The sequence below is a fragment of the Streptomyces sp. NPDC050416 genome (genome assembly GCF_044458845.1).
Classification (GTDB): Bacteria; Actinomycetota; Actinomycetes; order Streptomycetales; family Streptomycetaceae; genus Streptomyces.
Genome location: NZ_JBITII010000004.1, coordinates 124,903 through 136,798, shown reverse-complemented (window position 1 = coordinate 136,798; position 11,896 = coordinate 124,903). Strand labels below are relative to the sequence as shown.

The following is an 11,896-nucleotide window of genomic DNA, read 5'->3' as shown; positions in this document are numbered from 1 at the left end:
TCGAGCAAGAGGCAGGCGCGACGGTCCCGCACGTGCGCAGCGGCAGCCCGCGGAACACATCCGCGAGCTGCCGCCCGAGTCACAGCACCGGCGCACCGGCCTTTCGTCAGCGGCGTACCGCTTCCGCCTCCTGCGGGACATGGCTCGCCACGACCCGCTCGCGCCCGCCGGCCGGCGCACTGCGCCGGTCCACCGCGTACGCCAGCGACGCCACGCCGAGGCCGAGCACGGCCAGGGCCGCGCCGGCCAGGGCCGGGGAGGTGACCCCGAAGCCCGCGGCCAGGGCGAGGCCGCCGATCCAGGCGCCGCCGGCGTTGGCCAGGTTGAAGGCGGCCTGGTTGGCGGAGGAGGCCAGGGACGGGGCCGAGGCGGCCTTGTCCATGACCATCAGCTGGAGCGGGGAGCCGGTGGCGAAGGCCGCCATGCCGAGCAGGATCACGGCGACGGCGGCGGTGAGTTCCGTGCGCATCAGCAGCGGGAACAGTGCCAGCACCGCCACCAGGGCGCCCAGTCCGCCGAACAGGGTGCCCCGCAGGGAGTGGTCGGCCAGGCGGCCGCCCAGCAGGTTGCCGGCGGTCGCGCCGACGCCGAACAGGGCCAGCAGCAGGGTCACGCTGGCGCCGGTGTAGCCGGCGGCGTCCGTGAGCATGGGCGTGATGTAGCTGTAGGCCGCGAAGAGGGCGCCGAAGCCCGCGACCGTGGTGCCGAGCGACAGCCAGACCGGGACGGAGCGCAGGGCGGCCAGTTCGCCGCGCAGGCCCTTCGCGGTGGCGTGCTCGTGGTCGTGGGGGATCAGGAACGCGAGCGCGGCGATCGCCGCCAGGCCGATGGCGCTGACGCCGAGGAAGGTCGCCCGCCAGCCGAGCTGCTGGCCCATGAGGGTCGCGACGGGCACGCCCACGACGTTCGCGACCGTCAGGCCGAGGAACATCAGGGAGACCGAGCGCGCCTTGCGTTCGGGGCCGACCATGTTGGTCGCGACGACGGCTCCGACGCCGAAGAAGGCGCCGTGCGGCAGTCCGCTCAGGAAGCGGGCCGCCAGCAGCCAGCCGTTGTCGGGAGCGAGGGCCGACAGCGCGTTGCCCGCGACGAACAGCCCCATCAGCCCGATCAGGACCGTGCGGCGGGACATCCGGGCGGTGACCGCGGCCAGCAGGGGGGCGCCGATGACGACGCCCAGCGCGTACGCCGACACCAGGTGGCCGGCGCTGGGTATCGAGATGTTCAGGTCGTTCGCGACATCGGGCAGCAGCCCCATCATCACGAACTCGGTGGTACCGATGCCGAAGGCGCCCACGGCGAGGGCGAGCAGGGCCAGGGGCATGAGGGAGCCTTTCGAGACTTGCGGTGTTCGTACTTCGCGACTTCGTATGTTCAAGTACGGAACAAAGTCTCGCAGGCCCACTATTCCGCGAGGTCGCCGAGAGGTGAAGCCTCGGTTGCCGGCTCCTGCCGAACAGGCCCTGAGCTGGGGTTTTCCTCAGCCGCCTGTGGTGACACTCACACGGGCCGCGATGGGCAGATGGTCACTGGCCGTCTGCGGGAGGGTCCATGAGCTCTCCGGCTTCAGGCCCCGGACCATGATCTGGTCGATGCGCGCCATCGGGAACGACGCCGGCCAGCTGAACCCGAAGCCGTTGCCGGCGGCGCCCTGCGTGGAGCGCATCTGGGAGGTGACGGCGTTGAGCGCGCGGTCGTTCATGGTGCCGTTCAGGTCGCCGAGCAGGACGACGTTCTTCAGCGGTTCGTGGGCGATGGCCTCGCCCAGGAAGTCGGCGCTCCGGTCGCGCTGCCGGGCCGTGAACCCGGCCTCCATCTTCACGCGCACCGAGGGCAGGTGGGCGACGTAGACGGCGACCTGCCCGGCCGGGGCGGTCACGGTGGCGCGCATCGCCCGCGTCCAGCCCAGGTCGATGTCGACGGCCCGCACGCCGGTCAGCGGGTACTTGCTCCACACCCCGACGGTGCCCTGCACCGAGTGGTACGGGTACGTCGAGTCCAGCGCCTTCTCGTACGTGGGGACCGCGGACGCCGTCAGTTCCTCCAGGGCCAGCACGTCCGCGCCGGAGGCGGACACCTCACGGGCGGTGCCGGCCGGGTCGGGGTTGTCCGCGTTGACGTTGTGCGTGGCCACGGTGAGGTCGCCGCCGGTGGCGGTCTTGTCGCTGACCTGGCCGCCGAAGAGGTTCAGCCAGACCAGCGCCGGCAGCAGCACCGCGATCAGCGCGGTCGCGGACTTGCGGACCACGGCGAGCAGGAGCAGCACCGGGATGAGGAGGCCGAGCCAGGGCAGGAACGTCTCGACGAGGCTGCCCAGGTTGCCGACCGTGTTCGGGATGCGCGAGTGCAGCATCATGACCACGGCCAGCAGCACCGCGCACACGGCCAGGACGACGCCGCGCCGCCAGGTGCGCCGGTCGCGGAGCCGGTCGCCGAGCCGGCCGCCGAGCAGCCGGTCGTACAGGCGCCGAAGCCGGTCTCCCCGGGGCTCGGGCCCCGAGCCGCCGTTGTCCGTCTCCGTCATGTACGCCTGCTGCGCCATACCGTCGCCTCACTGCCTGCCGTGCACACCATCGCCCCCGTGTCTACGACCCTAGGGGATGATCCGTTCCGTTCCCGCCGTCCTCCGACGGCGTACGGGAGCGATGACGTACGAGCCCGCGCGCCGAGTTCCGACCGGGCCCCGAGTAAGCGCCGTCTGTGACGAAACGCGCACACTAGGAGCCGTGAGCTGCGGAACTGACGGGGCGTAGGCCTTCGAGGAGTGTGTCGACGACCTGGGCGGCGAGGTCGTCGGGGAGGTCGGCGTCCGGGCGCAGGACGGAGCGCACGAGCACGGGCGCGATGAACATGTCGCTCAGCAGTTCGAGGTCGACGTCCGTGCGCAGTTCGCCGTTCTCCTGCCCCCGGCGCAGGATCTCCAGGCCGAGCCGGCGGCGCGGTGCGAGGACCGTGGCCTCGTACGCCGCCCAGATCTTGGGGCTGCTCTTCATCTGGGCGTGCACATTGGTCAGGATCGCCGAGGAGCGGTTGGCCAGTCCGCGCCGGCGCGCCTGTTCCAGCAGGGCCACGAGGTCGTCGCGCATGGAGGTGCCGGGGAGCGGAGGTTCGGGGGGTTCGACGGCGCGCAGGACGTCGACGAAGAGTTCCTCCTTGCCGCTCCAGCGCCGGTAGATGGTGGCCTTGCCGACGCCGGCGGTCCGGGCGACGCGCTCGATGGACAGCTCCGCTAGGGGCACGCCCTCCTCCAGGAGCCTCATCAGGCCCTCGATGATGGCGCGCTCGACGGCCTCGCTTCTGGGGCGGCCCCTCGCGGGGCCGTCGTGCCGGGGTTGCCGTGCGGCGAGGCTCACGTCGCTCCGTCCTCTCCTGAGCGGGTCGGGGATGCATTCTCGCGCAGTTCTACGACCGCGCGTCCGACAACTCCTTATTCTCCTCCCCCTCCTGGGGCGCCGGCGGCCTGCCGGGCAGGAACAGCGCCACGACGGCCGCGCCGATCAGGGCGACGCCCGCTCCCCACAGGGCGGTGATGTGCATCGCGTGCAGGAACGCGTCGTAGGCCGGGGTGACCAGGGCCTTGCCCTGCGGGCCCAGTTTCGCGGCGACGCCGAGGGTGGCCTCGATGGACTCCCCCGCGGTGTGCCGGGCGGCCGGCGGCAGTTGGCCGAGCTTGTCCTCGATGCCCGTGCGGTACGCCGTGGACAGCACCGAGCCGAGGACGGCGATGCCGAGGGCGCCGCCGACCTGCCGGAAGGTGTTGCTGAGGGCGGAGGCCGAGCCGGCCTTCTCGCGGGGCAGGGCCTGCATGATGACGACGCTGACCGGCGTCATGATGTGCGCCATGCCGGCGCCCATCAGGAAGAAGATCACTTCCAGGATCCAGATGGGGGTGTCGGCCTCCAGCGTGGCGAAGGCGGCCAGCATCGCGGCGATGACCAGCAGTCCGGCGGTCGTGGTGGCCCGGTTGCCGAAGCGGTCGACCAGCAGCCGGGCACGCGGCGCGAAGATCATCTGGGCGGCGGCCAGCGGCAGCATCAGCAGACCGGTCTGCAGCGGCGAGTAGCCGCGCACGCTCTGCGTGTAGAAGACCGAGAAGAAGGTCACGCCCATCAGCGCGAAGAAGACCAGCGCGATGGCGGCGATGGCGGCCGAGAAGACCTTGTTCTTGAAGTACGTGACGTCGATGGACGGGTGGTCGCTGCGCTTTTCGAACACCACGAAGGCGACGAGGACCGCGAGCCCGGCGCCGATCGTCGACAGCACGGTGGCGTCGGTGAAGTCGGCGAGCTGGCCGCCCTTGATGATGCCGTAGACGAGCAGCACCAGGCCCACGACGGACAGGACGACGCCGACGGGGTCGAGGCGGCCGGGGTTCGGGTCCCGGGAGTCGGGCACCAGCCACAGCATCAGCGCGAGCGCGAGCAGCACGATCGGCACGTTGATGAGGAAGACCGAGCCCCACCAGAAGTGGTCGAGGAGCACGCCGCCGGTGATCGGGCCGATGGCGATGGCGAGGCCGACGCCGCCCGCCCAGATGCCGATGGCCTTCGGCTGCTCCTCGCGCTCGAAGACGTGCATGAGGACGGCGAGGGTGGCCGGCATGACGAACGCGGCGCCCAGGCCCATCACGGCACGGAAGGCGATCAGCTCGCCCGGGGAGCCGGAGAATGCGGCGAGCGCGGAGCCGACGCCGAACACCGCGAGCCCGCCGAGCAGCACCTTCTTGCGGCCCAGCCGGTCACCGAGCAGACCGGCGCTGAACAGCAGGCCCGCGAAGACGAGGGTGTAGGCGTTGATCGCCCACTCCAGCTCGCTCTGCGTGGCCCCGAGGCCGGTCGGGGCGGGGGTGGAGATCGTCTTGATGGCGACGTTCAGGATCGAGTTGTCGAGGACGACGATCAGCAGGCTGAGCATCAGCACGCCGAGGATCGCCCAGCGGCGCCGGTGCACCGCTTCCGGTATGCGGGGGCCGGTGGGGGCGGCACGGTCGGCAGGAGTAGTCATGCCGTCGAGCGTAGGATCATTTCGATACGAGACCGTCTCGTATTGGAATACTTTTACCGAGCCCTTACGCGCCCTGTGCTTCACGGCGCCGGGTCGGAACTCACAGGGGCTCCCCTAGCCCTTGCCGGCACGAGGTGCCACCATGGACGTGGTCCGGGGACGCCGTCAGGGCGCCTCGAGATGACGTGTTAGGAGCCGTGCAATGACGCAGCTTCCGGCTGCCCAGACTGCTCAGACGAAGTCCTCCGACGGCGGCAAGACGCTGTACGGGGGCAAGGGCACCCGCCGCATCACCGTGCGGGACATCGCCGCCGCCAAGGAGCGCGGCGAGAAGTGGCCCATGCTCACCGCCTACGACGCCATGACCGCGTCCGTCTTCGACGAGGCCGGCATCCCGGTCATGCTCGTCGGCGACTCGGCGGGCAACTGCCACCTCGGGTACGAGACGACCGTGCCCGTCACCCTCGACGAGATGACCATGCTGTCGGCGGCGGTCGTACGGGGCACCTCGCGCGCCCTGATCGTCGGCGACCTGCCCTTCGGCTCCTACCAGGAGGGCCCGGTGCAGGCGCTGCGCTCGGCGACCCGGCTGGTGAAGGAGGCGGGCGTGCAGGCCGTGAAGCTGGAGGGGGGCGAGCGGTCGCACGAGCAGATCCGGCTGCTCGTCGAGTCCGGCATCCCGGTCATGGCGCACATCGGCCTGACCCCGCAGTCCGTCAACGCCATGGGCTACCGCGTGCAGGGGCGGGGCGAGGAGGCGGCCCAGCAGCTGCTGCGGGACGCCAAGGCCGTGCAGGACGCGGGCGCGTTCGCCGTGGTGCTGGAGCTGGTTCCGGCGGAGCTGGCGGCCGAGGTGACGCGGGTGCTGCACATCCCGACCGTCGGGATCGGGGCGGGCTCGGAGACCGACGCGCAGGTCCTGGTGTGGACCGACATGCTGGGCCTGACCGGCGGGCGGATGCCGAAGTTCGTGAAGCAGTACGCGAACCTGCGTGAGGTCATGGGCAACGCGGTGAAGGCGTTCGCCGAGGATGTCGTCGGCGGAACGTTCCCGCAGGAGGAGCACTCCGTCCACTAGATCCACCGCCAGAGCCACTGCGGTACCACAGGCAGCCCGCCGATCTTCCCCCGTCGGCGGGCTGCCGCGTTCTGTCGGTGGCCCCGGGGCCCCTGTCGGCGGTCTGTCGGCGGTTTGTCGGTGGGGGCTGACATCGTCAGGGGCATGACGCGAATCGACAAGAACACCGGCGGCGCCGCTGTGACCGTGCGGGGGCTGGTGAAGCACTACGGCGAGACCAAGGCACTGGACGGGGTCGACCTGGAGGTGCGGGAGGGCACCGTCATGGGGGTCCTCGGGCCGAACGGGGCCGGGAAGACGACCCTGGTCAGGATCCTGTCCACCCTGCTCGCTCCCGACTCGGGCCGGGCCACCGTCGCCGGCTACGACGTCGTACGCCAGCCCCGGCAGCTGCGGCGGGTGATCGGGCTCACGGGGCAGTACGCCTCCGTGGACGAGAAGCTGTCCGGCTGGGAGAACCTGTACATGATCGGGCGGCTGCTCGACCTGCCCCGCAAGGACGCCCGCGGCCGGGCCGACGAGCTGCTGGAGCGCTTCTCGCTGACCGAGGCCGCCAAGCGGGCGGCGGCGACGTACTCCGGGGGCATGCGGCGGCGGCTGGACCTGGCCGCGTCCATGATCGGACGGCCGGCCGTGCTCTTCCTGGACGAGCCGACCACCGGGCTCGACCCGCGCACCCGCAACGAGGTGTGGGACGAGGTGAAGCGCATGGTCGGCGACGGCGTCACCGTGCTGCTCACCACCCAGTACATGGAGGAGGCTGAGCAGCTCGCCTCCGAGCTGACGGTCGTCGACCGCGGCCGGATCATCGCAGGGGGTGCCATCGAGGAGCTGAAGGCGAAGGTCGGCGGCCGGGCGCTGCGGATCCGCCCGGCCGATCCGGCGCAGCTGCGGCCCCTCGCCGGCGCGCTGGACGAGCTGGGGATCACCGGACTGGCCACCACGACCGTGGACACCGAACGCGGCGACGTCCTCGTGCCGATCCTCAGCGACGAGCAGCTGACCGCCGTGGTCGGCGCGGTCACCGCACGCGGCATCACCCTCTCCTCCCTCACCACCGAACTGCCCAGCCTGGACGAGGTGTTCCTGTCCCTCACCGGCCACCGCGCCAGTGCCCCGCAGGACGCCATGCCCGCCGAAGACCTTCAGGAGGCCGCCGTATGAGCGCCGTCACCATCCGCGACGCCGAGGCGGACGCCCATATCTCGCTGCGCGGCCACCTGCGCCACACCGGTGCCCTGATCCGCCGCAACCTGCTGTGGATCCGCAAGGACCCGGAGTCGATGGCCGACGCCCTGCTGATGCCGGTCATCTTCACCCTGCTGTTCGTGTTCGTCTTCGGCGGCTCGATCGGGCAGGCGCTGGGCGGCGGGCAGGACCGCTATGTGCAGTACGTGATCCCCGGCATGATCGCGATGATGAGCATGACGCTGTCCCAGGGCGTCGGCACCGGCTTCAGCCAGGACTTCAACTCCGGTGTCATGGACCGCTTCCGGTCCCTGCCGATCGGGCGGGGTTCGGTGCTGTTCGCGAAGATCTCGGTGGAGCTGCTGCGGATGCTGTTCGCGACCGCCGTGCTGATGATCGTGGCCGTCGCGGTCGGGTTCGAGGTCAGCAGCTGGCCGGGGCTGCTCGCGACCGTGGCGCTGTCCACGGCGTTCGCCTCGTCGATCATGTGGGTGTTTCTCACCCTGGGCGTGATCCTGAAGAACGCGCAGTCCGTGCAGGCGATGGGCTTCCTGGTGCTGTTCCCGCTCCAGTTCGGCTCGTCGATCTTCGCGCCGACGACGTCGATGCCGGGCTGGCTGCAGGCGTTCACCGACTACAACCCGCTGTCGACGCTCGCGGACGCCGCGCGCGGTCTGATGGTGGGCGGGCCGGTCGCGCACGACCTGTGGGTGACGCTCGGCTGGTCGGTGGCGATCACCGCGGTGATGGCGCCGGTCGCGATCCACAAGTTCCGCACGAAGAACTGACCGGACGCGAGTCCTGATCCGCGTCAGAGCAGGGCGGCGGCCTCCTCCAGGGAGAGGCCGCCGCCCTGCGCGTACGCGGCCTCGTACGCCTGGTCGGCGAGCAGCGCACGGACCTGCCGCTCGGTCCGCTCGCGGGTCTCGCGCTCCTGCCGCTGGGCGATGTGGCCGGACGGCAGGAGGGCGTCGAAGGCGCCCAGGCAGCGGGCCGCGTCCACGGCGCGCCGCCCGCCGTCGAGGGCTGCCAGGGCCGAGGCGCCGATGATCAGGTAGCCCGAGCGCATATGGGGTGCGATGGCCTCGGACAGCGGGTCGGCGGCCCGCTCCAGCGCCTTGCGGATCCGGTCCAGGCACTCCTCGTACCGTCCCTCCATGGCGTCCAGCCACGCCTCCGTGCCCAGGATGTACGCGTCGAAGATGATGAAGTGGGCGATACGGAAGTCCTGGCGCAGCCGCCGCAGTTGCTCGCGCGCCTCGGGGACGCGGCCCGTCATGCCGAGCCAGCCGGCCAGGAAGAGGCGGGCGGCGGGCATGGCCTCGCTGTGCGTGTCCTCGCGCTCGGCGATCACCTCGCGCAGCAGCCGCTCACCGCGCTCGCCCTCGCCTGCCTCCAGCAGCGCGCTGCCCAGCCGGGCGGCGAGGACGGCCGCCTGGGCGCGGGCGCCGACGCGTTCGGCGTGTGCGATGGCCGCCTCGTAGTCGGCGGCGGCCTGCGAGTAGGCGCCCTTGCGTTCATGGGCCTCGGCGCGCGCCGAGAGGGCCTCGGCGGTGCCCCAGGCGTCACCGAGGCGCTGGTAGATCTCCAGTGACTCGTCGGCGTCGCGGGCGGCGTCGCCCGCCCAGTCGGTGCGGTTGGCGAGGAAGTTGGCCCGCATCTGGAGGCCGGAGGCCAGCTCCCAGTCGAAGCCGGGGGTCTCCCGGCAGGTGCGGATGGACGCGTCGATGATGACGCGCAGTCGCTCCATGTCGCCGGTCAGCATCACGGCGAAGAACCAGAGCAGGCCGGGGAGCCGGCAGTTCTGCGGCAGGCCGGGCTCGTAGGTCAGGGAGATGGTCCGCAGCTTCTGCTGGGAGCGCGGGTTCTGCCAGGCGTCCAGTTCGGTGTCCATACAGGCGAGATGGGCCAGGTGGACACCACGCCGGGCCTCCCACAGGACCTCGCCGGTCATCGGGGGCGGGGTGTCGGTGCAGCGCTGCCACACCGGGGCCGCGCGGCGGACGGGCTCGGTGAAGGGGTCGGGGCCGAGGGCCATGACCTCGCGGCACCAGTTGCGGGCCTCGATGCGCAGGTCGCGCATCTGCCAGTACCAGACGAGGGACAGCGTCAGGCACAGCGCCTCCTGCTCGTCGCGCAGGGTGACGGCGTGCCGCAGGGCGGTGCGCAGGTTCTCGTACTCGCGCTCCAGCCGGCGGATCGCGGCGAGCTGGTCCGGGCCGCGCAGCAACGGGTCGGTGGTGCGGGCGAGTTCGCGGAAGTACGTCAGGTGGGCGCGCTCGGCTTCGGCGCGCTGCCCGGACTCCTCCAGCCGCTCGGCGGCGTACTCGGCGACCGTCTCCAGCAGCCGGTAGCGCATCTCGCCGTCGGCCGGCTCGCCGGGCGGTGCGGCGACGACCAGGGAGCGGTCGACGAGCGAGCCGAGCGCCTCCAGGGCGACCGGACCGCACACCGCCTCGGCGGCGGGCAGGTCGCAGCCGCCCGCGAACACCGACAGCCGTCGCAGGACGTCCCGTTCGTCCTCGTCGAGCAGGTCCCAGGACCAGTCGACGACGGCTCGGAGGGTCTGCTGGCGGGGCAGGACGGTGCGGCTGCCGGAGGTGAGGAGACGGAAGCGGTCGTCGAGCCGGTCGGCGATCTGGCGCGGTGTCAGCATCCGCAGCCGGGCGGCGGCCAGTTCGATGGCGAGCGGCAGCCCGTCGAGGCGTCGGCAGATCTCCGCGCACGCCTCGGGGTCGTCCTCGATCCGGAAGCCGGGCCGGGCCGCCGCGCCCCGGTCGGCGAGCAGCCGCAGTGCGACCGGCTCGGGCAGCGGCTCCACGGGCCGCACCAACTCGCCCGGCACGCCGAGGGGTTCGCGGCTGGTGGCGAGGACGGTCAGGCCGGGGCAGCGCTCCAGCAGTTCGCCGGTGAGCCGGGCGGCGGCGTCGGCGACGTGTTCGCAGTTGTCGAGGATCAGCAGCATGCCGGGTCGGGAGCAGTGCTCGGCGAGCCGCTCGACGGGATCGTCGAGCCGGTCGCCGACGGCGGCCCGGATGCCTTCGGCGCCGGCGCCGTACAGCACGGTCTCGCGGGCGCCGACGGCGGTGAGCACGGCCTCCGGTACGGCGGCGGGGTCGTCGACCGGGGCGAGTTCGGCCAGCCAGACGCCGCCGGGCATGGCGTGCCGTACGGCCTCGGCGGCCTCCTGGGACAGCCGGGTCTTGCCCGCCCCGCCCGGTCCGAGCAGCGTGACGAGGCGGGCGGCGGTGAGATCGTCCCGGATGGTCTCGATGTCGGACTCGCGGCCGATGAAGGAGGTGAGGCGGGCGCGCAGGTTGCCCGCGGCCGGGGCGTCCGCGGCGGGCTGGGGCGCGGTGCTGTCGTCGCCCAGTTTCAGCAACTCGGCGTGCAGGGCCCGCAGTTCCGGTCCCGGATCCGCCCCGAGCCGGTCGGCGAGCAGCCGCCGCACGTCCTCGTACGCGTCCAGCGCCTCCGCGGTGCGGCCGGCGTCGCGCAGGGCGCGCAGGCGCAGGGTCTGGAGGGGCTCGTCCAGGGGGTGGCTGTCGCACAGGGCGGTCAGTTCGGGCAGGGACTGCTCGGCCTGGCCGAGAGCGAGGGCGGCGCTGTGGCGGGCGCGCAGCACGTCCAGGCGGCGGGTGTCCCGGCGGGCCGCCTCGGCGGCGCGGTCGGGGAGGTCGGCCAGGGCCGGGCCGTGCCACAGGGCGAGGGCGTCGTCCAGGACCATGACCGCCTTGGCGGGGTCGCCGTCGGCCAGGGCCCGCAGCCCCTCACCGGCCAGCCGCTCGAACCGGTGCAAGTCGATGTCGTCGGGCGCGGCCGTGAGACGGTACCCGCCCTCTTCGGAGGCGACCGCGTCCGCCCCGAGCGCCCGCCGCAGCCGCCCGACCAGCGCTTGGAGCGCCCCCGGGGCGTCGGCGGGCGGATCAGCGCCCCACACTTCGTCGACCAGCAGCCCTACGGGCACGGTACGGCCGGCCCGCAGGGCCAGCACGGTCAGCAGCGCACGCAGCCGCGCCCCGCCCACCGGAACGACCGTGCCGTCGGTGCGGAGCGCCTGCGTGGTGCCGAGGATGCGATAGCGCACGGGATCCATTGTCTCCGGTGGTACGAGGGCGGGTCACGACGGTTCTGCGGCGCGGCGGGCGGGGACCGTCCGCTTCGGGCCCGGCCCCGGCCATCTGCGGCACGCAGACCGACAGCCGCCACGGCCCCGGCCCGCTCACCACGCGCCCGGCCACCCGGCCAGGGCCAGACCCGGCAAGCAACGGGCGGTGGGGCGACGGGCAGAGAGCCTCAGCCTGTCACGAATCCCCGGCCTTCCGGGCCCAACTCGGGCACGACGAGCAGGACCGGCCGGAGCCGACAGCCCCCGGGCCACCGGCAGCACGCCAACCCACGGCCGACTGCCGACACGGAACCCGGCCAGCGCCCCACGCGCCCCGGCCAAGGCCAAAACCCCGCAAGCAACGGAACGCGGTTCCCGGGCAGCGGGCCTCAGCCCGTCACGACCCCCGATCCCCGACCCCGGGCCCAACTCGGGCACGACGAGCAGGACCGGCCGGAGCCGACAGCCCCCGGGCCACCGGCAGCACGCCAACCCACGGCCGACTGCCGACACGGAAC

General features: G+C 72.5%; 8 protein-coding genes. 3 read left to right on the top strand and 5 right to left on the bottom strand.

What is annotated here, in order from left to right:
* Positions 1-106 precede the first annotated feature (106 nt).
* The 4 genes from ACIBL4_RS13915 to ACIBL4_RS13900 form a co-directional block, all read right to left on the bottom strand.
* Positions 107-1,324: an MFS transporter gene (locus ACIBL4_RS13915; RefSeq protein ID WP_399409604.1), complete on the bottom strand. Its 1,218-nt coding sequence runs from the start codon at positions 1,322-1,324 to the stop codon at positions 107-109.
* 156 nt (positions 1,325-1,480) lie between these two features.
* Positions 1,481-2,542 (bottom strand): endonuclease/exonuclease/phosphatase family protein, encoded by a 1,062-nt coding sequence (locus tag ACIBL4_RS13910; RefSeq protein WP_399409602.1) that lies wholly within the window; start codon positions 2,540-2,542, stop codon positions 1,481-1,483.
* A gap of 175 nt (positions 2,543-2,717) precedes the next feature.
* Positions 2,718-3,353 (bottom strand): TetR/AcrR family transcriptional regulator, encoded by a 636-nt coding sequence (locus tag ACIBL4_RS13905; RefSeq protein ID WP_356924327.1) that lies wholly within the window; start codon positions 3,351-3,353, stop codon positions 2,718-2,720.
* A gap of 49 nt (positions 3,354-3,402) precedes the next feature.
* Complete coding sequence (locus ACIBL4_RS13900; RefSeq protein ID WP_399409600.1) at positions 3,403-5,004, bottom strand: MFS transporter; 1,602 nt, start codon at positions 5,002-5,004, stop codon at positions 3,403-3,405.
* Between the two features lie 202 nt (positions 5,005-5,206).
* On the opposite strand from ACIBL4_RS13900, the gene panB reads away from it, so the two are divergent.
* The 3 genes from panB (at position 5,207) to ACIBL4_RS13885 (ending at position 8,058) form a co-directional block, all read left to right on the top strand.
* Positions 5,207-6,082 (top strand): 3-methyl-2-oxobutanoate hydroxymethyltransferase, encoded by an 876-nt coding sequence (gene panB, locus ACIBL4_RS13895; RefSeq protein WP_399409598.1) that lies wholly within the window; start codon positions 5,207-5,209, stop codon positions 6,080-6,082.
* A gap of 144 nt (positions 6,083-6,226) precedes the next feature.
* Entirely contained in the window at positions 6,227-7,246 is a 1,020-nt protein-coding gene (locus ACIBL4_RS13890) for an ATP-binding cassette domain-containing protein (protein ID WP_399409596.1), read from the top strand.
* Positions 7,243-8,058, top strand: a complete 816-nt coding sequence (locus ACIBL4_RS13885; protein ID WP_399409594.1) for an ABC transporter permease — start codon at positions 7,243-7,245, stop codon at positions 8,056-8,058. Before ACIBL4_RS13890 ends, ACIBL4_RS13885 begins: the two co-directional genes overlap by 4 nt.
* 23 nt (positions 8,059-8,081) lie before the next feature.
* Here the strand turns inward: ACIBL4_RS13885 and ACIBL4_RS13880 are convergent, their stop codons facing one another.
* Complete coding sequence (locus tag ACIBL4_RS13880; protein ID WP_399409592.1) at positions 8,082-11,366, bottom strand: BTAD domain-containing putative transcriptional regulator; 3,285 nt, start codon at positions 11,364-11,366, stop codon at positions 8,082-8,084.
* Between the last annotated feature and the right edge of the window lie 530 nt (positions 11,367-11,896).

What these genes read in the sequence shown, in the direction of transcription:
- panB (WP_399409598.1), top strand. Translation starts at nt 5,207, where the DNA reads ATGACGCAGCTTCCGGCTGCCCAGACTGCTCAGACGAAGTCCTCCGAC.
- ACIBL4_RS13910 (WP_399409602.1), bottom strand. Translation starts at nt 2,542, where the DNA reads ATGGCGCAGCAGGCGTACATGACGGAGACGGACAACGGCGGCTCGGGG.
- ACIBL4_RS13915 (WP_399409604.1), bottom strand. Translation starts at nt 1,324, where the DNA reads ATGCCCCTGGCCCTGCTCGCCCTCGCCGTGGGCGCCTTCGGCATCGGT.
- ACIBL4_RS13890 (WP_399409596.1), top strand. Translation starts at nt 6,227, where the DNA reads ATGACGCGAATCGACAAGAACACCGGCGGCGCCGCTGTGACCGTGCGG.
- ACIBL4_RS13880 (WP_399409592.1), bottom strand. Translation starts at nt 11,366, where the DNA reads ATGGATCCCGTGCGCTATCGCATCCTCGGCACCACGCAGGCGCTCCGC.
- ACIBL4_RS13885 (WP_399409594.1), top strand. Translation starts at nt 7,243, where the DNA reads ATGAGCGCCGTCACCATCCGCGACGCCGAGGCGGACGCCCATATCTCG.
- ACIBL4_RS13900 (WP_399409600.1), bottom strand. Translation starts at nt 5,004, where the DNA reads ATGACTACTCCTGCCGACCGTGCCGCCCCCACCGGCCCCCGCATACCG.